Here is a 21,850-nt window from a genome sequence, read left to right on the forward strand (position 1 = left end):
AGTAGAGGACGCGCTGCGATGCAAAGCAAACGAATCCGGCTCGGTATTCTGACGCCGTCGTCGAATACGGCGCTCGAGCCGATTACCGCGGCGATGCTGAGCGAACTGCCGCACGTCAGCGCGCACTTTGCTCGCTTCTCGGTGACGGAGATCGCGTTGTCCGAGCGGGCGCTCGGCCAGTTCGACGCGAGCCGGATTCTGACGGCCGCGCGTCAACTGGCCGATGCGCGGGTGGACGTGATCGGCTGGAGCGGCACGTCGGCGGGTTGGCTGGGGTTCGAGCGCGATCACGCGTTGTGTCGGCAGATTACGGAGGCGACAGGCATTCCTGCGACGACTTCTGTGCTGGCGCTCAACGAGATCTTCGAGAAGACCGGCGTGCGACGATTCGGTCTGGTGGCGCCTTATACCGATGATGTTCAGCAGCGAATCGTCCGTAACTACGAGAAGCGTGGCATTGAATGCGTGGCGGAGCGGCATTTGGGGCTGCAGGATAATTTCAGCTTTGCTGAAGTGCCCGACACCCAGCTCGCGATCATGATGCGCGAGGCCGCGTTCGCGAGACCGGATGCGGTGACGACGTTCTGTACGAATCTGCATGCAGCGCATTTGGTGCGCGCGTTTGAGATGGCTACGGATATTCCTGCGTATGACACGGTGGCGACGGTGGTTTGGAAGGCGTTGAGGATGGCGGGGGTGGATACGGAGCCGCTGGCGCGGTGGGGGCGGTTATTTGCGGAGGTGCGGTAATCACTATGTTCGAATGGTGACGTATCGTGCCCAAGCGCTCCGTTGCGTTAAAGCGCCCGGAGGCGCAGCTCGATGCACCGTCGGAAGCTATGCGAAAGGCCGACTCATCGGCCGTGAGGTTCGCGTCGGGCGACGTGCGCACATTCAGTACATAGCGGAAGATTCTCGACAGCTCTTCCTCGCCGCTGATGCTACTCAGAAGCAACAGGGGCTCGCCGTCCGGTCCCGCCGGCAGAGCTGGATACGCGAGCCGCACTCACCACATCAGAGCCTCGACACCATCGCAGGCGTCGGCGCCATCAACATCAACCGTTCCACACCTTCCACAAATGAAACCGTCGCGTGCCGCCCATCCCGCATGCGAATACTGATCGTCCGATCCCGCTCATCGCGCGAGCCCACCACGACCAGAAGCGGCACCTGCTTCTCGCGCGCATCGAAGATCTTCTTTTCCAGCCGCTCGGGCCGGCTATCGAGCACCGCCCTGACACCCGCGTCGTCAAGCGCCTGCATAAGCTCCTGCGCGTAGCCGATATTTGCGTCGCTGACCGTCGCCACGACGACCTGTTCAGGAGCCAGCCACACCGGCAACCATCCCTCATGATGCTCAAGCAGCATCGCGATAAACCGCTCCATACTGCCGAGCACCGCGTGATGAATCATCACGGGCCGCTCACGCTCATTACGCTCGTTGACGAACTCCGCGTCGAGCCGCTCAGGTAGCACGAAGTCGAGCTGAATCGTGCCGCATTGCCAACTCCGCGCGCGGCTGTCCGTCAGATGAAACTCGAGTTTCGGCCCGTAAAAAGCGCCCTCTCCTTCGAGCACATCGAACTCAAGACCAGCGGCACGCGCAGCCTTCGCCAAGGCATCTTCCGCGCGATCCCACGTTTGATCGCTGCCCGCGCGTATGGCCGGCCGCGTCGCTAGCGCGACCTTGAACCCGGAAAAACCAAGGTCCGCATAGACCGTACGCAACAGCGCACAGAAGCGGCCGACTTCCGCTTCGATATGCGCAGGCATACAGAACACATGCGCGTCGTCCTGCACGAAAGCACGCGTGCGCTTCAGTCCTTCGAGCGAACCCGACGGCTCGTCGCGATGACAAGCGCCGAACTCGCTATAACGGACCGGCAACTCTCGATACGACCGCACGCGCTGGTTGAACACCTGCACATGACATGGGCAACTCATCGGCTTCAGACAGAGCGCGCGGCCTTCTTCCGCATCGGCCAACGAGTACATGGCCGCGCCGAACTTCTCCCAATGCCCGCTCTTTTCCCACAGCGATCGCGCCAGCAATTGCGGCGTGCGAATCTCGCGAAATCCTGCGCGACGCATGCGCGCACGCACATAATCTTCGAGTACGCGATACAGTTCCCAGCCCCGCGGGTGCCAGAAAACCATGCCCGCGCCTTCTTCCTGTTGATGAAAGAGGTCGAGTTTATTGCCTAATACACGATGGTCGAGGTCGTTCACAGTCTTGCTCCATTTGATCGGTTGCCACGAATGGATGCCGCAAACGGAGGTCCAGAAACGCCAAAGGCCCCGTCCGTTTCCGGCGGGGCCTTTGGTGGTTTGCCACAGCTTCGTGCTTCTAGCGCGCGCAACCTCCAGACGACCCGCCTGTGAAGGTGGTCGTCGTGGTGGTGACGGCAGCGAAGGGAATCGAGTGGAAGTCCATGGATCGACAGTAAACGATTTTGTGACGAGGCGTCAATCGCATTCTCGTCGCGCTCTGGTCAGAACAGCACGTTAAACGCTACGATGTATGTCTGATCCGAAGCTGACGCGTCCGCGCGAAACTTCGCTCTGCAACTCAACCGATCAATCGAGCATCCAACCTTGACTATCCATATCCGTCCCGCTCACGCCGCCGACTCGGCGCTGATTCTTCGCTTCATCACCGAACTCGCAGTGTACGAAAAGGCGGCGCACGAAGTCGTCGCGACCGTCGGCGACATCGAAGCAAGCCTGTTTTCCGCCGGCTCCAGCGCGAAGGCGCTGATCTGCGAGATGAACGGCGAGCCCATCGGCTTTTGCGTCTACTTTTTTTCGTATTCCACCTGGCTCGGCAAACAGGGGCTTTATCTGGAAGACCTGTACGTGTCGCCGTCATCGCGCGGCAGCGGCGCGGGCAAACAGATGCTGCGCCACCTCGCGCGCATTGCCCGCGATACCGGTTGCGGCCGCTTCGAATGGAGTGTGCTCGACTGGAACGAGCCGGCCATCGGCTTCTATGAATCGATCGGCGCGAGCGCGCAAAGCGAATGGGTGCGGTATCGGTTGGCGGGAGGTGCGCTGAAGAAGTTTGCCGAGGGCGACGTATGAGTGGTGCGACATTCCCGACGACTACGCATTCATGCAGCCGGAACTCGTCGCGCTACTGGAATTGAAGGCGGGCAAATTCCTTCGATGCAAATAGCCGCGCGCGCCGAGCCTCACTCACTCGCCGCGCCATTCGCCACGGCGTCCACCTCGAACGCATCGCCCGTGGCAAAGAACGTCCCGCCAGCCACGTAGTGGCAGGTGCGCAGATCGGGATCGTCGCCGAAATGCCAGCGGTTGTTCGAGTACACGCGGCTATCCGCATACGCCGCGACCACTTCCCCGATGATCAGATCGTGACGCTGGCTGTCGTCCGGAATGACTTTGCACTCCATCCACGTGATGCAACCCGCGAGCATGGGCACGTCGATCTGTTGCGCGGGGAACGTCTCCAGGTCGAAGGCGGCAAACTTGTCGAGTTCGGTGCCCGCGTTCGAGCCCACCGCCAGCGTTTGCGCAGCGAATCCCCGGCTCGGCAGTTGCAGTCCGAACACGCCACTCGCCTCGATCAGTTGTCGCGTGAGCGTGCGGCTATCCACCACCACGACCACCTTCGGCGGATTGAAGTCGAGCGGCATCGCCCACGACGCCGCCATCACGTTCGAGCGGCCACCGTGCGCGCTGGTGATGATCGTGACCGGTCCATGATTCAGTAGCTGCGTGGCCCGCGGCAAGGCTACGGGTTCTCGGGTGACTTTCATACGTAGGTTCCGCGTCAGATGAATGAGAGTGATTGTAGCGGCGGGCCTCGATGCGCGCTGCGCGCGCCACTGCGTGTCGATTTAGGCGAGAATGAAAAACCGTCGAACTCATTGGAGAGACCGTGCGCATCGCCTGCCTGCATACCCCTGACAGCAACATCGCCCTGCTCGCGAACTGAAGCTCAAATGTTCACCGAGTACATCGTCAAATGGGATCTGCGGCAGGATGGCGAGCCGATTCGCACGCACAGCAGCCGGCTCCTGCCCGTGCGCCGACACGGCATTCCCGCGATGCTAAAAGTCGCGCAGGAACCCGAAGAGAAATTCGGCGCGCGGCTGATGGTATGGTGGGACGGCGAAGGCGCGGCCCGCATACTCGCCCACGATGCCGACGCTCTCCTGCTGGAGCGTGCGCAAAGCAGCCACACGCTAGCGGACCTGGCGCGCACCGGCAACAGCGACGCCGACGACCGCGCCATCGACATTCTCTGCGCCACCGCCGCGCGCCTCCACGCGCCGCGAAACAAACCGCTTCCCGAATTGATCGATTTGCCACGCTGGTTCGCGAGCCTCTGGCCCGCCGCGCAACAATACGGTGGCTGGTTGCAGAACAGCGCCACCGTCGCGCAAGCCTTGCTCGCCGCGCCGCAAGAACTGGTGGTATTGCACGGTGACATCCACCACGGCAACGTGCTGGATTTCGGCCCGTGCGGCTGGCTGGCCATCGACCCGAAAGGCCTCTTCGGCGAACGCGGATTCGACTACGCAAACATTTTCTGCAATCCGGACGCGGAGTCGGCGTTGCGACTGGGATGGTTCGAGCGTCGCGTCGAAAGAGTCGCGCGGCATGCCGGGCTCGATCGGCGCCGTTTGCTGCAATGGATATTGGCGTGGTCCGGTTTGTCCGCGGCGTGGATTCTCGAGACGGGCGAGACGCCCGACATCGATACGGAGATCGGCAAGCTGGCTGCCGAAGCGCTCGAGCGCGGGTAAGGTCAGACAGATCAGGGCGGCAACTCGCGAGCCGCCGCCCGGCGTACATCAGTGCGGCGCTTTGCCGTTGGGCACGGCATCCAGTGGCTTGTGCTGTTCCTCGCCGAGTCCCGGGAAGAACGCGTTCCACGCGGCGCGCACGCCTTGGGCCGCGGTGGCCTCGGCGGCGATCGATTCGGTCTCGCCTTCGCCGGCTTTCGATGGATCGGCGGACAAGCCGCGCCAGTGTGTAAATACCAGCAACGGTTTCTCGGTCCATACGCCGTCGCCAAACTTCGCAAAAGCCGTGTCCCCGCTCGTCAACTGCACCTCGTACCAGCCTTCACGGACGGGCGTGTGGGCCTCAAGCTCAAACCACGGGGTCGGTTCGATTTCCTTCATGTCGTCTCCGGTCGATAGATCGTCATAGATAACCACAACAAAGGCATTCTTCATGCCCGAGCCAACAGCGACCCGGCGAGCATTTGCGGCACCGCATATCACGCGATGTTGCAGTGCGGCGCGTGCGACATGAGCTGCGGGCGATCCGTCGATGACGCACACTCCGAAATCGCCGCGCATAAGCGACACGATAGCGCGACATGGGCCGCGCGGACAAACGCAAAAAGTTACACGCGCATCTTCGTGGCCGATTGCCTGGCCGGCTGACGCTTCGGCTTGCCGTCCAACTCGGCCACCAGCCCGGCCAGCACACGGATTGCCGTCGCCAGCCGCTCAGCCGGCGTACTGCCGTAGCCGATCACGAGCCCATTCGTCTCCGCGCACGGCTGTAACGCGAAACCGGACAGCGCGCGCGGATTGAGCCCGTGAGCGAGCGCGCGTTCGGCGAGGGTCTGATCGTCGATGCGCGGCGGCAAGCGCAGCGTCAGATGCATGCCGCAATTGCCGCCGAGAATCTGCGACGGCGCGAAATGCGCGCTCAGCGCATCGCGCAACGCCTGCTGGCGCTCGCGATACAGACGCCGCATACGCCCGAGATGCCGCCCGAACTCGCCGCTCTCGATGAACTGCGCCAGCGCCAGTTGCTCCAGCCGATGCCCGCCGCGCAGCATCTCCTGCACAGCGACAGCGGTGTGCGCGGCGATCGGACGCGGCAGCACCACGAAGCCGATGCGCAGCGCGGGAAACATCGTTTTGCTGAACGAGCCGACGTACAACACCCGCGCATCCTCGACGAGCCCTTGCATGCTGGCGATCGGCTCGCCGGTGTGGCGGAACTCGCCGTCGTAATCGTCCTCGATCAGCCACGCGCCGCTGCGCCTCGCCTGCGCGATCAGCTCGAGACGGCGCGCCACCGACAGCACCGAGCCCGTCGGATACTGATGCGCGGGCGACGTGTAGATCAGCGTGGGTGGCTGCGTGCGCCACGCGTCGGATGGCACCGCCATGCCTTCGGTGTCGACGGGGATCGGCAGCGTGGTCAGGTCGCCCAGATTGAACGCGGCTTTCGCGCCGCGATAGCCGGGGTCCTCGACCCATGCGACGTCGCCGGGATTGGTGAAGAGGCGCACGCACAGGTTCAGCGCCTCCTGCGCGCCCTCGGTGATCACCACTTGCGAGCCTTCGCAGCGCACGCCGCGCGCCATTCGCAAGTGCGCGGCGATGGCGTCGCGCAACGCCGGCTCGCCGGCCGGCGTGCCGTAGCCGAGCGCGAGGGGCAGCGCACGCTCCATCGAGCGTTCAAGTGCGCGCCGCCACGCGGTCACCGGGAAACGGTCCAAGGCGGGCGTGCCGGGCGTCAGAGGCAAAGTGTTGTCGGCGTGGGTGCGGGTGGCCGCGAACTGCCCGACGCGCGCCGCGTAGGCCACCTCCGGCGCGGCAGGGTGCGAGCGCGGCTCGCCGCGGGCGGATGGGCTGGAGAGTGGGCTCACGCGCGTGCCCTTCTTGTCGGCGACCACATAACCGACCGCGGCCAGATGCTCGTACGCGATCACCACCGTGTTGCGCGACACGCCCATTTCCGCAGCCAGCAGGCGCGACGACGGCAGCAGCGATCCCGCCGGCAAACGCCCAGCGAGAATCGCCTGCTGCAAGCGCTCGATTAGTTGTTTTTGCAGCGGCTCGGGCTTTGCGCCGCTGCCGGCGGCCGTGGATGCAGCCGGGCTGGCAAGCGGGCCAATGATCTCGATCATCGCGGCTGGATCTATCAAATGACGTTGACGTGGATCTTTTGAACATACCACGTTTGCCGTATCGTTCTCCATCATCGACGATCATTCGTAACCGCCAGGAGAACAGACATGGAACCCAGACGTAACGCGTTCGACCAACCGATCGGCGCCCCCGTGCCGGGCTGGAACGGCGCTCAGGCGCCTGGCCGCGAGCCGCTGGTGGGCCGCTATTGCCGGATCGAACCCGTGCACGTGGAGCGTCACGCCGAGGATCTATACGACGCGTACAGCTCGGCCGCCGATGGCCGCGACTGGACCTACCTGGCAGTCGGTCCGTTCGAAAGTCTCGCCGCCTATCGCGAGCATCTGACGCGCGCCGCCGCGTCCGCCGATCCGCTGCACTACGCGGTGATCGATCTGACGACCGGCAAGGCGGTCGGCACGCTGGCGCTGATGCGGATCGACCGCGCAAACGGTGTGATCGAAGTCGGCCACGTCACCTATTCGCCGCGTCTGAAGCGCACGCGCATCGCCACCGAAGCGATGTTTCTGCTGATGACGCAGGTGTTCGACAAGCTCGGCTATCGGCGCTTCGAATGGAAGTGCGATTCGTTGAACGGACCGTCGCGCACGGCGGCGTTGCGCTACGGCTTCACGTTCGAGGGGATCTTCCGTCAGGCGATCGTGTATCGCGAACGCAATCGCGACACCGCGTGGTTTTCGATCATCGATAGCGAATGGCCTGCGCTCCGTCCGAGCTATGCGCGTTGGCTCGATGCCGGCAACTTCGATGCGCAAGGGCAACAGGTCGAACGGCTGGTGGATCTGATCGCACAGCAGCGGGCAGTAGCGAGCGGCGACGCGCGGTGAGGTGATTGTCGAGCCGGACGGCGCGCACGGATCGCTCGATGTAACGGGCAACAACGGCGCTCGCCGCGCGTTGGCTCAAACCGCATGTGCCCGCCGACGCAGCACGATGGTCGGCTTGCCTTTATACGTGGTCCGAAGTTGCTCACGATAACCGCATTTATGAGCGACGCGCAGCGACGGCAGATTCTCCGGCGCGACGATGCAGGCCGTTTCCCCATCCGGCCACTGCCGGTCGGCCCACTCCAGCGCGGCACGCACGGCCTCGGTTGCGTAGCCACGGCCATGCACGGCCGGATCCAGCGCCCAGCCGACTTCGGGCGCCAACAAGGACGGCTCGATCTCGCGATGGTAGTCGGCAAAGCCGACTTCACCGAGAAACCGGCCGCTCTCCTTTTCCCGCACGACCCAATAGCCATAGCCCAGCATCGCCCAATGACCGGCGTAACGCAGCAGACGCGCCCAGACTTCTTCGCGCGTGAAGGGCTTGCCGCCGATATAGCGGATCACCTCGGGATCGGACCACATCGCGTAACTCTCGAGGAAATCGTCGCGCGTGTGGGGACGCAGGGTGAGGCGGGAGGTGGTGAGGAGCGGGGGAGCAATCGACATTGCGTAAGAGCAGATAGTGGATGAAATGGCTCGGCAATCAGTGCGCTCGATCATCGCAGATTTTCTGCGCGCCATGTGCGTTGCCAATATCCTGGCCGCCCGCGCCGCAAGCTATGGCATGCGAAGAGACTTCGCCCTACACTCGCCGGATACGTCCGCGCATCGTTGCCACGCTCACCACCGCTCCGTCGATGAAACTTCGCCTGCGCTACCTCACCGCGCTGATCGTGAACGTCGCCTTGCCCTGGCTCGCCTACCGGCTCGCGTTCCCGCACTGGGGCCAGCTCGGCGCGCTGGCCGCGTCGGCGCTGCCGCTGATTGCGTGGATGAGCTGGGACCTGCTGCGCTATCGCCATTTCGACGCGCTCAGCGCGCTCGTGCTGGTCGGCATCGTGCTCTCGCTGCTGGCACTCAGCGTCGGCTTCGGCGGCAACACGCGACTGCGCGAGATCGAAGACCCGATGGTCTCCGGCATGATCGGCGTATCGTTCCTGGTGTCGCTCGCGCTGCCAAAACCGCTAGTGTTTTATCTCGCGCGCTCGACCATGTCACGCGAGGATCATCGCAGCGTCGAGAGCTTCGAAAAGCATTGGCGCGAGCGTCCCTCGCTCGTCGCGTATATCCGCTTGATGACGCTCGTGTGGGGCATCGGCATGACGGGCGAGAACATCTTGCGCAGTCTGATCGTCTGGCAATGGCCCGACGATCCGCGCTCGGCCATCGCGTCCACCGTGCTGAGGTACGGCGTCTATGCCGGCCTGACGGCCTGGACCTTCTGGTGCCGCCGGCTCATCAAGCGAGATGCGCTGCGCTATCCCGACGACACCGTGGAGCAGACAAACCGCCTCGCCGGTTCATAAACGCTGCCCTCACGCCAACTCGAGAAAGCGCGCCAGACACGGATTGCGATTCACCGGCGACCACGCCAGCACCTGTTCGATCAGCGGTGCATCGACCAGCGGCCGGAACACCACGCCCGCGAGTTGCGCTTTGCGCATGGAAGCCGGCACCAGCGCCACGCCCACCCCTTCGTCGACGAGACTCAGCACCGTCTGCTGCAACTGCACTTCGAAACGTATGTCGGGTTCGAAGCCGCCGGAGCGGCAATGCTCGAGGATCGTCGCGCGCAAAGTGGGCGCCACGTCCTCGGATGCAAGCACGAACGGTTCGCCGGCCAGTTGCGCAATTTTCAGACGCCGCGCGCGGGCCCGCGGATGACTGCGCGACAGCGCAACGCACAAGGGCTCGCTGAGAATCGTGCGCGTGGCGAGCCCCTTGTCCGGCACGGTCGGGAACATGATGGCCGCGTCGATCTGACCGACGAGCACCTGCGCGGCGAGATCGTTGGAGACGACCTCACGCAGGTTCAACGCGACTTCGGGATAGGCCGCGCCGAAAGCCCGCGCATAGCCGGGCACGACGTTGTACGCCGCGCACATCGTGAAGCCGATGGCGAGCTTGCCGGCGTCGCCATGCGCGGCGGCTTGCGCGTTGCTGACCGCTTGCTCCACGGAGGCGAGAATCGCTTTCGCATCGGCATAGAAGCGCTCGCCCGCGGCGGTCAAGGTCACGCTGCGCGGGCTACGCTCGACCAGCGTCACGCCTACGCTCGCTTCCAGCGCCGCCAGTTGCCGGCTCAACGGCGGCTGCGACAGATTCAGACGCACCGCCGCCCGGCCGAAATGGCGCGTCTCGGCAAGCGTCACGAAGTAGCGCAGCGGCTTGATATCGATCACGACGGCCTCATGGGAAATGACTCATGGGAAATGACAATGCAAAAAAGGTATTGTTGAGCACAAAAAACAGTATTGGATTGTATCGCCGCTAGCCACTACGCTGGCGGATCGCCATTTCTCCCCACATTTTTGCGCCGATGTTAGCCACCCTCGAAATCCTGCTCCCCGTCTTCGGTCTGATTTTCGCGGGTTTCGCCTGCCGCCGGCGCAATGTGCTCGGGGCGAACTCGGCTTCGGAACTGAACCGTTTCGTGGTCTGGCTGGCGCTGCCGGCGTTGCTGTTCGACATCATGGCCCACGCCACCTGGCAGCAGCTCTATCAGCCGGCGTTCGTCGCCACATTTTCGATTGCGTGTGTCAGCGTGTTCGTCCTGATTCTGGCGATGCGCTTGATGAGCGGCCGGCATCTCGCTGATGCGAGCGTCGATGCGATTGCGGCCTCGTATCCGAACACCGGCTATATCGGTTTCCCGCTGGGCATGATCGCGTTCGGCTCGGCCAGTCTGACGCCGACCACGATCGCCACGATCCTCGTTGCCTGCGTGCTGTTCGCGGTTGCGATCGTACTGATCGAAGTGGGTCTGCAGACCGAGCGCACGCCGCATAAGCTGGGGTTGAAAGTGCTGCGCTCGCTGGCGCGCAATCCGCTGATCGTGTCGCCGATCGTGGGCGTGCTGTTCGCCAGCCTCCATGTCGCGTTGCCGCCCAGCGCGGAAACCTTTCTGAAACTGCTGGGCGGCGCGGCGAGTCCGTGCGCGCTGGTGAGCCTCGGCTTGTTCCTCGCGGAGAAGCGCCCATCCGAGGCCGGCGCACGAGGCATTTCCTGGCTGCTGACCGGCGTCAAGCTGCTCGTACAGCCCGCGCTGACATGGTGGCTTGCGGCGCGCGTGTTTGGGCTCTCGTCCACGCTGGTCGAAATGGCGGTCATCCTCGCCGCGTTGCCCACCGGCACCGGCCCCTTCATGCTCGCCGAGTTCTACGAACGTGAAGCCCACATCACCTCGCGGACGATCCTGCTGTCGACTGTAGGCTCGATCGTGACCCTCTCGTTGCTGCTGCTGTTGATGGGCCATCGCACGTAAGCGCACCTAAGCGCATCTGAGCGCCGACCGGCGCGCAACATGCACAGGCCCGCGCCTCGCGCTATGCTTCGCAAACGGATCGACACGGTCCGCGATCTTCATCCGCCATGCGCGAAGCCTGAACCGAGCCGCCGTGCCCAAAGCCCGCCCCCCCGAACTCCACGACGACGCCGACGCCCGTTCGCTCGCCCGGCACTATCCGCGCGGGCTGCGTATCGACCCGCACTCGCACACGTGGGCGCAGGTGCTGTATGCGGTATCGGGCGTGATGTGGGTCGAGGTCGGCCGCGAAGCGCTGGTGGTGCCGCCGCAACGCGCGGTCTGGCTACCGGCCGGCACCCTGCACTCCATCCACATGATGAGCGAGGTGGAGATGCGCAATCTCTATCTCCACGCGCGCAATGTCGGTCATCTGAGCCGGCGCAGCGACGTGTTCGAGGTGAACGGCCTGCTGCGCGAACTGATCACCTCGATCGCGGAGCATGAAAGCAGCGACTCGCGCGATCAGACCTATCTCGACGCCGCGTACCGTCTCGCCATGCTGGAACTGGGACACGCGCCGCGCTCGTCGCTGCGCATCGCGTTGCCCGATGCCTCGGACCGGCGGCTCGAGGCGTTATGCCGCGCGGTGATCGACAATCCGTCGATCGCAATCAGCTTCGAGCAGCATGCGGCGTCGGTCGGAGCGAGCGTGCGGACGCTGGCGCGCCTCTTCACACGCGAACTGGGCGTCGGCTTTGCCGAATGGCGCCGCCAGGTGCAACTGGCGGTCGCCGTCTCCTGGCTCGCCGAAGGACGGCCGGTGAGCAGCGTCGCGCGCTCGCTCGGTTTTCAGCCGAGCAGCTTCAGCGACATGTTCCGGCGCGAACTGGGCGCGCCGCCGACCGGCTTCGATCCGAGCGGCACGTTGAGCGAGCCGGCGTCCACGGTCGCGCCCGAACCCGCGAAGAGCCAGCAAAGTTGATCCGCTTCGCAGCGCCACGGGCGTGGGTCGCCAACTGCTTGTCCGAATTTCGAAAGTCTTTGTCTCAACACCTGCGTGCCGGTCACCTAGACTAACGTTCAATCTACTGCGCAACGCAGCCCGGAATCCAATTGGAGCGACATACGATGAAAGCCATCCAGTTCAAATCCTTCGGCAGCCCCGAGGTGCTCGACCACATCGAACTGCCGACGCCGCAAGCCGACGCCGACAACGTCGTCGTGCAAGTCAAGGCGGCCTCGGTGAATCCGAGCGACGTCAAGAACGTCTCCGGGCATTTCGGACATACGGTGCTGCCGCGCACGCCGGGGCGTGACTTTAGCGGCGTGGTGGTGGACGGTCCGCAAACCTGGCTCGGCGCCGAAGTGTGGGGCACCGGCGGCGACATCGGCTTCACGCGCGACGGCACGCATGCCGAGTTCATCAAGGTGCCACTCGCGGCACTGTCGCGCAAACCCAAAACGCTGAGCCATGCCGAAGCCTCCGCGATCGGCGTGAACTTCGTGGTCGCCTGGCTCGGCACGGTCGAGTACGCGCAGTTGCAAGCGGGTGAGACCATCGCCGTGATCGGCGCCGGTGGCGGCGTGGGCGGTGCGGTGGTGCAGATCGCCAAGGCGCGCGGCGCCCGTGTGATCGCCGTGGACCGTCATCCGCTCGACGCGGATACGCCGGCGGGCCGCCTGATCGACGAGTACGTGCCGTTCGATGAAAACACCACGGACCGTTTGAGGGCGCTGACCGACGGCGCGGGTGCGGACGTGGTGTACGACACGGTCGGCGGCGTGGCGTTCGAGATGGCATTGAGCCTCGTCAAACGCCGTGGCCGCGTGCTCGAAATCAGCGGCACGGGCAAGCGCCGCGTCGAATTCGATCTGATCGACTTCTATCACAACGAGACGCAGTTGCTCGGTGTGGATAGCGCGAAGCTAGGCGTCGCGGAATCGGCGCCGTTGATGACGGCGCTAGTCGAGGGCTTCGAAACCGGCAAGCTGACCGGACCGGCCATCGCGCAGACATTCCCGCTCGAACGCGCTCGCGACGCCTACGAGGCCGTGGCCGCCGGCACACGCGGCCGGGTCGTCATCACGATGTAATCGCCATTGCGACCGGCGGGCGTGGCAGCCCGCCTCTCATCTGGATACAACAGTCATGAAAGCGTATTTGATCTCGCTGGCCGCGGGTGTCGTGGTCGGCCTCCTCTACAGCGTGATGGAAGTGAAGTCGCCCGCGCCGCCGACCATCGCGCTGGTCGGGCTGCTCGGCATGCTTGGCGGCGAACATATGATTCCGTTGGTGCGGACCTGGCTGGCGTCAGGCATTCATTGACTCGCATCTTGCCGCTGCACTTCGCTCGCGTTGAGTTCCGCGTAGCCGTCGAATAAACGCCGACGCAGCCGCATCTCCAAGAGGCACCTTTTCCGTCACCCTGCGTCACACGCTAAGATTGAGCCCGACGGGCTCGTGCGCCGCCCGCATACGACAAGAAAAGCTTTGCCTCGGAGAATCAGATGCCTGAAGAATATGAAGTGCATGGTCCGCACGACCATGCCGTGGAACACGCCGGTCATCACGACGCGGATCCGTTTGCGAGCCGCATGGCCGTGATCACGGCGATCCTCGCGACGATCGGCGCCCTGTGCGCGTACCAGAGCGGCAACAGCGAAAATCTTGCGCTGTACTACAAGAACGAAGCCGCCATCAAAAAGACCGAAGCGTCGAACCAGTGGAACTACTACCAGGCGAAGGGCGAGAAGCAAAATCTCGCCGAACTCGGCGCGGCGCTGTCCACCGGCAACACGGACGCGCATGCGAAATTCCTCGCCGACGTCGACAAATACAAGCAGCAGAAAGAGCCGATCCGCGCGAAAGCCGAAGCGATCGAAAAGGAAGTCGTCGATAACGACGCCCGCAGCGAAGCGTTGCTACACGGGCATCATCGTTGGGCGCAGGCCACCACGCTGATTCAGGTGGCGATCGCCTTGTGCGCGATCACGTTGCTGACACGCAAGAAGTGGTTGCGCAATCTCTCGTTCGTGGTGGCGGGAGCGGGCGTGATCACCGGCGCGTTGGCGTTTTTCTCGGCTTGATGAGTGAAGCGCCGCGCGGCGCGAAAGAAGGAGTGCAGTGTGATTGATGGGTCCGCGGTTCGTCGCGTTGGGCGTGCGTCAGTTGATCCGGTAGCGGTTACAACGCTAAGACTCAAGGCTCAATGCGCGATGCCGTGCGCGCGTTCGAGCAACAACTCGCGCTCGCGTGCATTGCGCGTCATCCCCGCGGCACGTTCGAACTCGGCGCGCGCTTCTTCCACGCGTCCGAGCTTCGCCAGCAGATCGCCGCGCACGCTCGGCAGCCAGTGGTAGTTCGCCAGCGCGGCATCGCTTGCCAGCGCATCGACGATCTCCAGGCCGGCCGCCGGACCGAACGCCATGCCGACCGCCACCGCGCGATTCAACTCGACCACCGGCGATGGCGCCACTTGCGCCAGCGCGTCATACAACGCGACGATCTGCGTCCAGTCGGTATCGCTCGCGCGACGCGCACGAGCGTGACAGGCGGCGAGCGCTGCCTGCAACGCGTACGGGCCGCTGGCGCCGCCCAGCGCATGCGCGCTGTTGAGCGCGGCCAGCCCGCGACGGATCAGAAGCGGATCCCAGCGGCTTCGATCCTGATCGAGCAGCAGCACCGGACGGCCCTGCGCATTCGTGCGCGCATGCGTGCGCGAGGCCTGGATCTCCATCAGCGCGACGAGGCCGTGCACTTCGCTCTCGTCGGGTACGAGACCGCTCAGCACGCGGCCGAGCCGCAGCGCTTCCTCGCAGAGCGCGGGCCGCATCCAGTCGTCGCCGGCCGTGGCCGAATAGCCTTCGTTGAAAATCAGATAGATGACCTGCAGCACCGAGGCAAGCCGCGGCGCGCGTGCGTCCGCCTGCGGCACCTCGACCGGCACCTTGGCCGCCGACAGCGTGCGCTTGGCCCGCACGATACGCTGTGCGACAGTCGGCTCCGGCACGAGAAACGCGCGCGCGATTTCATCCGTGGTGAGGCCGCCGAGCAGGCGCAGCGTGAGCGCGACGCGCGCATCGGTCGACAACACCGGGTGGCACGCGGTGAACACGAGCCGCAGCAGGTCGTCGCCGATATCGTCGGCGCGGGCGGCATCGAGGGAATCGACGAAATCGGGCACGAGGTGAGCCTCCATCGCGTCGAGATCGTGACCCAGCTCCTGGCGCTTGCGGGCGTGCAGCGCTTCCTGCCGCAAGCGGTCGAGGGCACGGTTCTTTGCGGTCGCCATCAGCCATGCTCCCGGGTTGTCGGGCACGCCGGCGTCGGGCCAATGTTCGAGCGCGGCCACCAGCGCGTCTTGCGCCAGTTCTTCGGCGAGCCCGACGTCGCGCACGATCCGCGCGACGTGGGCGATGACCTTGGCGGATTCGATCCGCCAGACTGCCTCGATGGCACGGTGGGTGGCTGCCGTGGTCACAGCCTCAGCCCGCCGTCTTGGCGTTCGGGTCCATGTGGATGAGCTCCCAGATGTGGCCGTCGATATCCTCGAAGCCGTGCCCATACATGAAACCATAATCCTGCGGCGCGCGCGGCACGGTGCCGCCGGCGGCGAGCGCTTTGGCGACCAGCGCATCGACCTCCGCCCGGCTTTCGCACGACAGCCCCACCAGCGCTTCCGTGCTCTCCTTCGGATCGCACAGCGACTTGCGCGTGAACGACTTGAACAGGTCCTTGACCAGCAGCATCGCGTAGATGTTCTCGCCGAGGATCAGACAGGCCGCCTGTTCGTTCGTGAATTGCGGTTCGAAGCTCAAACCGATCGCGCTGAAGAAGGCTTTCGATCGTTCGAGGTTGTCGACCGCGAGATTGACGTAGATCTGCTTATGCATGATGGAGTCCAGTGATCCGGTTGTGGTTCGGACGGCTTGGGCGCTTCGCGCTCAGTGCGAGCGTTGCGCCGCTCCGGCCGCCATGCGCCGTGTTCAGCTCGCCTCGGCGAGCGTTTTCAGATTGTTCAGGCCGTCTTCGAAATCCTTGCCGACCATTTTGTCCATGTTGAAGAACACCTGAACCAGCTTCGACATGAACGGCGTGGGTCCGTGCATGGCCCAGGTCACTTCCGTCGCGCCCGCTTCAGGCTTCAACGTGAATTCGGCCATGTTGTGCGCTTCGAACGGCTTCAGAAAATCGAGGTTGAACGTCACGCTCGAGGGCACCGCCGTATCGACGATCTCCATTTGCCCCACGCCGACCTTGTCGCTTTGCCACGCATAACGCGCGCCCTTGCCGTTCGGCGTGCCGCTATAGGTGCCTTGGGCCGCGGGGTCTTTGCGCAGAAACGGATTCCACAAGTTGAACTGGTGGAGATTGTCGATCAGCGCATAAATCCGCTCGGGCGGCGCCTGAATGCGCACGCTGCGTTCAATGCGAAAGGTGTCGGGCCGAGTCGCCGCGTAGACCAACAGCAGGCCCACGGCCGCAACCACGGCAATCAGCATGGTCTTGAGCATGATGAATCCTTCGATAAAGCCGGAGCGGGCTTCGCGTTCCCGCCTTAGCGCTTGCCCGCGTCCAGTTCACGGAACCGGTCCAACTCGGGGCTCGGTTCGAAGTCGTCGAGTTCGAACAATTGACGCACTTCGATTTCGCCATCCGCTTGCTCGCCGAACGGCGCCGGAAAGCGCCGCGCCCATTCCATGGCTTCTTCACGCGAGCGCACCTGGATCAGCGTGTAGCCGGCAATCAGTTCCTTGGTTTCCGGAAACGGACCGTCGACCACGGAGCGATTGCCGCCGCTGTAGCGAACCCGCCAGCCTTTCGAACTCGGTTGCAGGCCGGTCGCGTCGAGCAGCACGCCGGCCTTGGCGAGCTCTTCGTGGTACGCGCCCATCGCGGCCATCAGGGACGCTTCCGGCATCTCGCCGGCTTCGCTGGCAGCGGTCGCTTTTACGAGGATCATGAATCGCATCGCCGTTACTCCTTTGTCGTTCTGAGAGGGAGCGCCGCGCCCGTGGGCCGGCTTCTTACTCACACGACGAGCAACGCACAGCCGGATCGACACACTCGCCGATCCGCCAGGGAAAACCCCGAGAACACATGCTGCCGATGCGCGAATCGGCTAGAGGAAACAAGGTCCGAGCTTGCGGACTTCGACCGTGCACCACGTTGCCGCCGGGCAGGTCTGCGCTATCGCCACGGCTTCTTCACGGGTTTCGCAATTGAGGAGAAAGAACCCGCCGACCATTTCCTTGGCTTCGGCGAACGGGCCATCGAGCAGTTTCGGCTGGCCGTCGCGCACCTGAACGCGCACGGCGTCGTTCAACGAAGTGAGCGATTCGACCGCGACCAGTTTACCGCGCTCTTTCAGGTCGGCGGCGAAACGGACCATCTGGTCATAGACTTCGCGGCCCGCAGCTTCACCGCGTTCAATGCGTTGATCAGGGGGTTCGACGATGAGCAGCATATAAGACATGGCGTCTCCGATTTTGATCGCGCCGCAGACGTGAACGCCCTGGAGGCGTATGAAGGCAAAAACGCGCTTGCGGTGAGTTTGCGAGAGGCAGTCTAACAAGCATGAAAGCCTCCGGCAAACCTGACCCGGCGCTGGCGCGGTGGCCAATCGGACGTCTTACGGAGACTCGTAATATCCAAACGGCAGGGGGATTGTTTTTTTACCGTGCGACACGATATCGCCGCATTGAAATATTCCCTCAATGCGCTGAAGACGCGGCGAAATTGCCGCTCGTTTTACCGCGTTGACACCCGCGGATAATCGGCCTTCCATCTAACGACGATGCACGGTCCAGATTGTGCGTAATCGGCAGCAAAATCTGCCCGCAAAAAGATGACCGATTCACAAGCAATCGAATGATCAGAGCAGCGGGGAAAATCATGCATCGATCGTTAGTGCGCACCGGCATTGCCGCCATCGTGGCCTTGGCCATTTTCCAGTTCAGCGGGTGCGGCGGTGGTGGTTCCAGTTCCAGCTCGGGTCCCGGATCGGGCTCGTCGAGCACGCCGACGGCCCCGGCGACCGTCCTGACCGGCTTTGGGAGGTTCACGGCTGGTGCAATTGAACGGCGGGCAGGACGGGTTCGCGCTCTACGATTTGACGGCGTACAACGATTAGCACTGTTCCTTAGCACGCGCATGCGGCCGAAAAAAAACGCCCCACATGGGGCGTTTCATCTGCGCGTATGAGAAAGAAGAAACCCGTGCGTGCGGTTCAGACCGCCGCTTCCGCAATCGCCTGGACCTGCGCGGACCGCATCAATCCTTCGATCATTCTCGCTTCCGCACTAGCAATCTCGCTCAACGATGCCACGGAGAGTTGGCCGTCGAGAATCGCCAACGCCGTGCACAGGCGGGCGTATTCGCCGTCTTGCAGGGCCCACGCGCCTTCGTCGTGTTCGCGCGCGTCGAGCTGAACCATCGCCGCATGCGCGCTCTCGATGTCGGACAACACGTCCTCGCCGAGTCCGAGGCGCGCAAGTTCTTGCGACACCAGCAAATGCCGGCTCAAGGTCATATGCAGATTCCGCGAGCCGTGGCCGTGCCGGAATGCATCGAGGGCGGCGTAGCACTGCAGAAGCATCGCCGACGTAACCGGCTCATGGGCGGTGCGGCTATAGGTCAACGCGCGCAACAACGGGGACATGGCCGACTGGTTGTGCTTGCGGACTCGCGATTTACTGGACATATCGGTTCAACCTCCTTCTCTAACTCTCGGCTTCGCCACCGAATTCTTCTGCTCTCCGGTGGCAAACGCCGCCGATACGCCGGCGGCTTGACAGGCCCTGATGTGAGTCTGTGCAGCCATCATCGCAAGCAACTATTAAGACAGACTTAAACGACTTCAAGTCCGGTTTGTATGAAGCATCTCATACTACGCGGCCGGCCGGCTGTTCGATGCCGCCCAAAAGCGCACCGCGTAGCGCAACGCTGGCATATCGGTTCGAACTTGCCAATTGCAAGTCGCGTCGCGTGTCACGACGAAAAAAAACCCTGTTCCCGCGAGGGAACAGGGTCTGACAGGATGGAACAGTCGTACTCGCGCGTGGATGCTTGCCGACCTATACCCACCGCAAACTAAAAAGCTGTTAGTACTTGAACTACATCTGCTAAAGCTGTGTTGCTTGAACTACCACCGCAAATAAAACCGTGCTGCCTATATTGCTGCTGCAAAAAACATTCGTTACGGAACTGCTCACTGCAATCACAGCCGGGTCCTTTGCCTTCAACATCGCCTGGCTGCAACCCCCTGCTGATTCACGCGCAAATTACATGGATCGCGCGCCGTTTGCATTGCTTCGACTACCTACTGCTTTACTGCCCTGCCGCGTTCGACAACCGCGGCAAACTGCCATCAACGGTACGGTTCAAAACAACGCGGGGGGAAGACCGCGTCGATGGGGCTCGGTGATTTGTCGCTCCATGGAAAACAGTGTATTGCGGCACCTGCGAATGCAATTGGGCGAAGCGAAGGGATTTGACAGGCCAGTTTGGCGAATCGGCGTAACAGACCGATTTCCTCAGAGGTGAGCGGCGCGCAGCCTGCGCCGCCACGGGCGATACGCGCGGTTAATTACCGCGCCGATACGTAGTCGGCGACCTCAACTGGGCGGCCGAAAAGCGCCGATCGGATCGGCAACGACGCGAGCGACGGCCCCGTCACCGTCGCTCGCTGAACTTTGAGCATATGCGCTTGCAAGATGAGCAGCCTAAACTCATCAACCCCGGGCGGCGAAATCGCTGATCGTCAGCAGCACTTTTTCGCCTGGACGCGCCAGCATTTTTCTTTCCGCCACAGCGGTAATGCGTTTGCGCCCGTCCGCGAACGTCTTCAGTACGCGTTCCTCGCCGGCGTCGCGTTGCAACCAGAAATGCTGTTCCAAGGCCTCACGCGTGACGGCGCACTCGAGGTCCCGTCCTCGCGTCGAAAGCTGGAAAATCACCGCGCGTCCGTCTGCCGAGACGCTTGGTTCAAGCTCGATAATCTCCATGGCCCACCTCGCAAAGTTCGTTAAGCCGCTCGCCGTCTTGAACGAACGACACCGAAAAAAACTGAATACAAACGCGAAACCGCGCGTCGAGTTCTTTTGACTGACCAATACACGCTATCGCGCCACAGCCATGCTCACTGTGCGCTAGACCACCGTCGAGTGGGCCGGAGCATGCGCGCTCAACCAGCGCGGACGTTTCGCGCAGAACTCATGCAGCAGTGCGTTTAATCCTTCCGTCATGGCTTGCGTGCCGCGCCGGGCGCCTCGCGACGCGGACGAAAGCGCGAACCAGGAATGCGGCGGCCGAAGCTCGTGGCACGTGCCGCGCGCATCGACGAAGCGCAGACAACCGGTATCGGGATAAAAGACGAGCGTCATCGCGTCGCCGTCGACCCCGTGCGTGACCGTATGTGGTTTCGTATTCAGCATTTTCGTTGTTATGCCAGGTTGGCGTCGTTCCTCGGCGGCTCGACGTTCGAACCCGCACGCGCCAGCAATTCGCGGATAAGGCAAAAGCAAAGCGCATGCCAATGAGCACCAAACACGTCGCGCGAAACGTCGCGAGCGCACCGCAAGCAGACGACACGACGCCTTCGGCACGCCGCAAACGCCGACCGCGTCTGAAGCCGCGCACGCGGCAGCGCGCGAATCCGTCATCGCGCGGACCATCGGCCGGCGGCATCGGCACGACCGGAGAACAGCCAAGTCGAGAGGCGCAAACATAACCGCGTGGTAAAAAAGCACTGCTGGCGCGACAATTCACGGCCATTCTTACTAGCCGCCGGCACGCCGGAAACGTTACCAACATGTCCGTTCAAGAGCCTGTCTTCACCCTGCGTCCGGCGCTGGACACGGACGAGGCCTTTCTATTCGAGCTGCGCAAGGCGACCATGACGGAGCACCTGGCACGCGTCGGCGAACCGTCGGACGATACCGAGCATCGCGCGCGTCTGCTGCACCGTTATGACACGGCGCGGCGCGCCGGCCGGTTTGCTCAAAGCGCATCGCACCGGCGCCGCGTGGGTCGTCGTGCAATTGCAGATCACGCCGGCGCTTCAAGGGCGCGGCATCGGCGAACGCGCGCTGCATACGGTGTTGCGCGCCGCGCAGGCCGACGCATTGCCGGTCACCCTCAAGGTGCTCAAAGGCAATCCCGCGAGGCGCCTATACGAGCGCCTCGGCTTCGAGATCGTCGGCGAAGATGAGAGACAGTTTCACATGAGGCGCGCGCCGCGCGCGCCGGCGGAAATTGAAGCAGAATGAATGTCGGATAAAGACTGATACACAACGGACCTGTTATGACCTTTCGCGACACCTCCGCCATCGCAAGCTGGCACGCCCACGTGTATTTCGATGCGAGCAGCCGCGACGCCGCGTGGACTTTCCGCGAGCAGATCGACGCGCACTGGGGCGACAAATTGCAACTGGGCCGCTTTCACGAGCGCCCGGTGGGACCGCATCCCATGTGGTCGTATCAACTCGCGTTCACGCAGGCGCAATTCGCCGAGCTGGTCGGCTGGCTCACGCTGAATCACGGCACACTGGATATCTTCGTGCACCCCAATACCGGCGACGCGCTACGCGATCACCGCGACGCGTCCGTATGGATCGGCCGATCGCATGAATTGGTGCTGAGCGCGTTGAACTAGGCGCCGCTCGAAGCTCGAGCGGCGACTCTCGCG

Annotated in this window: 26 protein-coding genes and 2 pseudogenes; 13 read left to right on the forward strand and 15 right to left on the reverse strand. The window is 63.4% G+C overall.

Annotated elements, in window-relative coordinates; translation table 11 throughout:
- Positions 1-18: 18 nt before the first annotated feature.
- Positions 19-750, forward strand: coding sequence for a maleate cis-trans isomerase family protein (locus P0D96_RS11710; protein WP_408313502.1), 732 nt, complete (start codon positions 19-21; stop codon positions 748-750).
- A gap of 264 nt (positions 751-1,014) precedes the next feature.
- On the opposite strand, the gene thrS is transcribed toward P0D96_RS11710, so the two are convergent.
- On the reverse strand, positions 1,015-2,229 hold the full coding sequence (thrS, locus tag P0D96_RS11715; RefSeq protein WP_408313504.1) for a threonine--tRNA ligase: 1,215 nt from the start codon (positions 2,227-2,229) through the stop codon (positions 1,015-1,017).
- Between the two features lie 366 nt (positions 2,230-2,595).
- Here thrS and P0D96_RS11720 point away from each other — a divergent pair, with 366 nt between their 5' ends.
- Positions 2,596-3,081 (forward strand): GNAT family N-acetyltransferase, encoded by a 486-nt coding sequence (locus P0D96_RS11720; RefSeq protein ID WP_408313506.1) that lies wholly within the window; start codon positions 2,596-2,598, stop codon positions 3,079-3,081.
- A 7-nt stretch (positions 3,082-3,088) separates the two neighbouring features.
- Positions 3,089-3,175, forward strand: a pseudogene (locus tag P0D96_RS11725) (phosphotyrosine protein phosphatase); the annotation flags it as partial.
- A 16-nt stretch (positions 3,176-3,191) separates the two neighbouring features.
- Here the strand turns inward: P0D96_RS11725 and P0D96_RS11730 are convergent.
- Positions 3,192-3,779 carry a flavin reductase family protein gene (locus P0D96_RS11730; RefSeq protein ID WP_132379140.1) on the reverse strand — a complete coding sequence of 196 codons (588 nt, stop codon included), beginning with the start codon at positions 3,777-3,779 and terminating at the stop codon, positions 3,192-3,194.
- Positions 3,780-3,965: 186 nt separating this feature from the next.
- Here P0D96_RS11730 and P0D96_RS11735 point away from each other — a divergent pair, with 186 nt between their 5' ends.
- Positions 3,966-4,772: an aminoglycoside phosphotransferase family protein gene (locus tag P0D96_RS11735; RefSeq protein ID WP_408313509.1), complete on the forward strand. Its 807-nt coding sequence runs from the start codon at positions 3,966-3,968 to the stop codon at positions 4,770-4,772.
- 48 nt (positions 4,773-4,820) lie between these two features.
- On the opposite strand, the gene P0D96_RS11740 is transcribed toward P0D96_RS11735, so the two are convergent.
- Together P0D96_RS11740 and pdxR are read right to left on the reverse strand one after the other, a co-directional pair.
- Positions 4,821-5,153 (reverse strand): hypothetical protein, encoded by a 333-nt coding sequence (locus tag P0D96_RS11740; RefSeq protein ID WP_132379516.1) that lies wholly within the window; start codon positions 5,151-5,153, stop codon positions 4,821-4,823.
- Between the two features lie 227 nt (positions 5,154-5,380).
- Positions 5,381-6,904, reverse strand: coding sequence for a MocR-like pyridoxine biosynthesis transcription factor PdxR (pdxR, locus tag P0D96_RS11745; protein ID WP_408313511.1), 1,524 nt, complete (start codon positions 6,902-6,904; stop codon positions 5,381-5,383).
- 108 nt (positions 6,905-7,012) lie between these two features.
- Between pdxR and P0D96_RS11750 the strand changes: the two genes are divergently transcribed.
- Positions 7,013-7,753, forward strand: a complete 741-nt coding sequence (locus P0D96_RS11750) for a GNAT family N-acetyltransferase (RefSeq protein ID WP_408177422.1) — start codon at positions 7,013-7,015, stop codon at positions 7,751-7,753.
- Between the two features lie 75 nt (positions 7,754-7,828).
- Here P0D96_RS11750 and P0D96_RS11755 read toward each other — a convergent pair whose 3' ends face one another.
- On the reverse strand, positions 7,829-8,362 hold the full coding sequence (locus P0D96_RS11755; protein ID WP_408177423.1) for a GNAT family N-acetyltransferase: 534 nt from the start codon (positions 8,360-8,362) through the stop codon (positions 7,829-7,831).
- Positions 8,363-8,553: 191 nt separating this feature from the next.
- Between P0D96_RS11755 and P0D96_RS11760 the strand changes: the two genes are divergently transcribed.
- Complete coding sequence (locus P0D96_RS11760; protein ID WP_408313514.1) at positions 8,554-9,222, forward strand: VC0807 family protein; 669 nt, start codon at positions 8,554-8,556, stop codon at positions 9,220-9,222.
- A 9-nt stretch (positions 9,223-9,231) separates the two neighbouring features.
- Here the strand turns inward: P0D96_RS11760 and P0D96_RS11765 are convergent, their stop codons facing one another.
- Positions 9,232-10,098 carry a LysR family transcriptional regulator gene (locus P0D96_RS11765; RefSeq protein WP_408313516.1) on the reverse strand — a complete coding sequence of 289 codons (867 nt, stop codon included), beginning with the start codon at positions 10,096-10,098 and terminating at the stop codon, positions 9,232-9,234.
- A gap of 137 nt (positions 10,099-10,235) precedes the next feature.
- On the opposite strand from P0D96_RS11765, the gene P0D96_RS11770 reads away from it, so the two are divergent.
- The 5 genes from P0D96_RS11770 to P0D96_RS11790 all read left to right on the forward strand — a co-directional run bounded on the left by P0D96_RS11770 (position 10,236) and on the right by P0D96_RS11790 (position 14,249).
- Entirely contained in the window at positions 10,236-11,180 is a 945-nt protein-coding gene (locus tag P0D96_RS11770; RefSeq protein ID WP_408313518.1) for an AEC family transporter, read from the forward strand.
- A 133-nt stretch (positions 11,181-11,313) separates the two neighbouring features.
- The gene (locus P0D96_RS11775; RefSeq protein ID WP_408313520.1) at positions 11,314-12,144 is read left to right on the forward strand and encodes an AraC family transcriptional regulator; all 831 of its coding nucleotides are present in this window, start codon (positions 11,314-11,316) and stop codon (positions 12,142-12,144) included.
- A gap of 146 nt (positions 12,145-12,290) precedes the next feature.
- Entirely contained in the window at positions 12,291-13,256 is a 966-nt protein-coding gene (locus P0D96_RS11780) for a quinone oxidoreductase family protein (RefSeq protein ID WP_408313522.1), read from the forward strand.
- A 55-nt stretch (positions 13,257-13,311) separates the two neighbouring features.
- A complete protein-coding gene (locus tag P0D96_RS11785) occupies positions 13,312-13,488 on the forward strand; it encodes a DUF1427 family protein (protein WP_132379154.1) in 177 nt (58 codons plus the stop codon).
- Positions 13,489-13,670: 182 nt separating this feature from the next.
- Positions 13,671-14,249: a DUF4337 domain-containing protein gene (locus P0D96_RS11790; protein ID WP_132379156.1), complete on the forward strand. Its 579-nt coding sequence runs from the start codon at positions 13,671-13,673 to the stop codon at positions 14,247-14,249.
- Between the two features lie 119 nt (positions 14,250-14,368).
- On the opposite strand, the gene P0D96_RS11795 is transcribed toward P0D96_RS11790, so the two are convergent.
- The 9 genes from P0D96_RS11795 to P0D96_RS11835 form a co-directional block, all read right to left on the reverse strand.
- Positions 14,369-15,643: an RNA polymerase sigma factor gene (locus P0D96_RS11795; protein WP_408313525.1), complete on the reverse strand. Its 1,275-nt coding sequence runs from the start codon at positions 15,641-15,643 to the stop codon at positions 14,369-14,371.
- A 4-nt stretch (positions 15,644-15,647) separates the two neighbouring features.
- Positions 15,648-16,055, reverse strand: coding sequence for a VOC family protein (locus P0D96_RS11800; RefSeq protein ID WP_408177429.1), 408 nt, complete (start codon positions 16,053-16,055; stop codon positions 15,648-15,650).
- Between the two features lie 93 nt (positions 16,056-16,148).
- The gene (locus P0D96_RS11805; RefSeq protein WP_408177430.1) at positions 16,149-16,676 is read right to left on the reverse strand and encodes an SRPBCC family protein; all 528 of its coding nucleotides are present in this window, start codon (positions 16,674-16,676) and stop codon (positions 16,149-16,151) included.
- 44 nt (positions 16,677-16,720) lie between these two features.
- Positions 16,721-17,134, reverse strand: coding sequence for a YciI family protein (locus tag P0D96_RS11810; protein WP_408177431.1), 414 nt, complete (start codon positions 17,132-17,134; stop codon positions 16,721-16,723).
- 150 nt (positions 17,135-17,284) lie between these two features.
- The gene (locus P0D96_RS11815; protein ID WP_132379166.1) at positions 17,285-17,638 is read right to left on the reverse strand and encodes a YciI family protein; all 354 of its coding nucleotides are present in this window, start codon (positions 17,636-17,638) and stop codon (positions 17,285-17,287) included.
- Between the two features lie 238 nt (positions 17,639-17,876).
- A complete protein-coding gene (locus tag P0D96_RS11820; protein ID WP_408177432.1) occupies positions 17,877-18,227 on the reverse strand; it encodes a hypothetical protein in 351 nt (116 codons plus the stop codon).
- Between the two features lie 164 nt (positions 18,228-18,391).
- Positions 18,392-18,865 carry a hypothetical protein gene (locus P0D96_RS11825; RefSeq protein ID WP_132379168.1) on the reverse strand — a complete coding sequence of 158 codons (474 nt, stop codon included), beginning with the start codon at positions 18,863-18,865 and terminating at the stop codon, positions 18,392-18,394.
- Positions 18,866-19,895: 1,030 nt separating this feature from the next.
- Positions 19,896-20,168, reverse strand: a complete 273-nt coding sequence (locus tag P0D96_RS11830) for a DUF1488 family protein (RefSeq protein WP_095421882.1) — start codon at positions 20,166-20,168, stop codon at positions 19,896-19,898.
- Positions 20,169-20,312: 144 nt separating this feature from the next.
- Positions 20,313-20,597 carry a hypothetical protein gene (locus P0D96_RS11835; RefSeq protein WP_408177434.1) on the reverse strand — a complete coding sequence of 95 codons (285 nt, stop codon included), beginning with the start codon at positions 20,595-20,597 and terminating at the stop codon, positions 20,313-20,315.
- Between the two features lie 377 nt (positions 20,598-20,974).
- Here P0D96_RS11835 and P0D96_RS11840 point away from each other — a divergent pair.
- Together P0D96_RS11840 and P0D96_RS11845 are read left to right on the forward strand one after the other, a co-directional pair.
- Positions 20,975-21,431, forward strand: a pseudogene (locus P0D96_RS11840) (GNAT family N-acetyltransferase).
- Between the two features lie 35 nt (positions 21,432-21,466).
- Entirely contained in the window at positions 21,467-21,817 is a 351-nt protein-coding gene (locus P0D96_RS11845; protein ID WP_408313528.1) for a DOPA 4,5-dioxygenase family protein, read from the forward strand.
- Positions 21,818-21,850 lie beyond the last annotated feature (33 nt).

The sequence above is a fragment of the Paraburkholderia sp. RL17-347-BIC-D genome (assembly GCF_046027915.1).
GTDB lineage: Bacteria > Pseudomonadota > Gammaproteobacteria > Burkholderiales > Burkholderiaceae > Paraburkholderia.

What these genes read in the sequence shown, in the direction of transcription:
- P0D96_RS11755 (WP_408177423.1), bottom strand. Translation starts at nt 8,362, where the DNA reads ATGTCGATTGCTCCCCCGCTCCTCACCACCTCCCGCCTCACCCTGCGT.
- P0D96_RS11750 (WP_408177422.1), top strand. Translation starts at nt 7,013, where the DNA reads ATGGAACCCAGACGTAACGCGTTCGACCAACCGATCGGCGCCCCCGTG.
- P0D96_RS11735 (WP_408313509.1), top strand. Translation starts at nt 3,966, where the DNA reads ATGTTCACCGAGTACATCGTCAAATGGGATCTGCGGCAGGATGGCGAG.
- P0D96_RS11740 (WP_132379516.1), bottom strand. Translation starts at nt 5,153, where the DNA reads ATGAAGGAAATCGAACCGACCCCGTGGTTTGAGCTTGAGGCCCACACG.
- P0D96_RS11815 (WP_132379166.1), bottom strand. Translation starts at nt 17,638, where the DNA reads ATGTCTTATATGCTGCTCATCGTCGAACCCCCTGATCAACGCATTGAA.
- P0D96_RS11730 (WP_132379140.1), bottom strand. Translation starts at nt 3,779, where the DNA reads ATGAAAGTCACCCGAGAACCCGTAGCCTTGCCGCGGGCCACGCAGCTA.
- P0D96_RS11800 (WP_408177429.1), bottom strand. Translation starts at nt 16,055, where the DNA reads ATGCATAAGCAGATCTACGTCAATCTCGCGGTCGACAACCTCGAACGA.
- P0D96_RS11710 (WP_408313502.1), top strand. Translation starts at nt 19, where the DNA reads ATGCAAAGCAAACGAATCCGGCTCGGTATTCTGACGCCGTCGTCGAAT.
- P0D96_RS11780 (WP_408313522.1), top strand. Translation starts at nt 12,291, where the DNA reads ATGAAAGCCATCCAGTTCAAATCCTTCGGCAGCCCCGAGGTGCTCGAC.
- P0D96_RS11845 (WP_408313528.1), top strand. Translation starts at nt 21,467, where the DNA reads ATGACCTTTCGCGACACCTCCGCCATCGCAAGCTGGCACGCCCACGTG.
- P0D96_RS11760 (WP_408313514.1), top strand. Translation starts at nt 8,554, where the DNA reads ATGAAACTTCGCCTGCGCTACCTCACCGCGCTGATCGTGAACGTCGCC.
- P0D96_RS11770 (WP_408313518.1), top strand. Translation starts at nt 10,236, where the DNA reads ATGTTAGCCACCCTCGAAATCCTGCTCCCCGTCTTCGGTCTGATTTTC.
- P0D96_RS11810 (WP_408177431.1), bottom strand. Translation starts at nt 17,134, where the DNA reads ATGCGATTCATGATCCTCGTAAAAGCGACCGCTGCCAGCGAAGCCGGC.
- pdxR (WP_408313511.1), bottom strand. Translation starts at nt 6,904, where the DNA reads ATGATCGAGATCATTGGCCCGCTTGCCAGCCCGGCTGCATCCACGGCC.
- P0D96_RS11835 (WP_408177434.1), bottom strand. Translation starts at nt 20,597, where the DNA reads ATGCTGAATACGAAACCACATACGGTCACGCACGGGGTCGACGGCGAC.
- P0D96_RS11825 (WP_132379168.1), bottom strand. Translation starts at nt 18,865, where the DNA reads ATGTCCAGTAAATCGCGAGTCCGCAAGCACAACCAGTCGGCCATGTCC.
- P0D96_RS11830 (WP_095421882.1), bottom strand. Translation starts at nt 20,168, where the DNA reads ATGGAGATTATCGAGCTTGAACCAAGCGTCTCGGCAGACGGACGCGCG.
- P0D96_RS11805 (WP_408177430.1), bottom strand. Translation starts at nt 16,676, where the DNA reads ATGCTCAAGACCATGCTGATTGCCGTGGTTGCGGCCGTGGGCCTGCTG.
- P0D96_RS11790 (WP_132379156.1), top strand. Translation starts at nt 13,671, where the DNA reads ATGCCTGAAGAATATGAAGTGCATGGTCCGCACGACCATGCCGTGGAA.
- P0D96_RS11785 (WP_132379154.1), top strand. Translation starts at nt 13,312, where the DNA reads ATGAAAGCGTATTTGATCTCGCTGGCCGCGGGTGTCGTGGTCGGCCTC.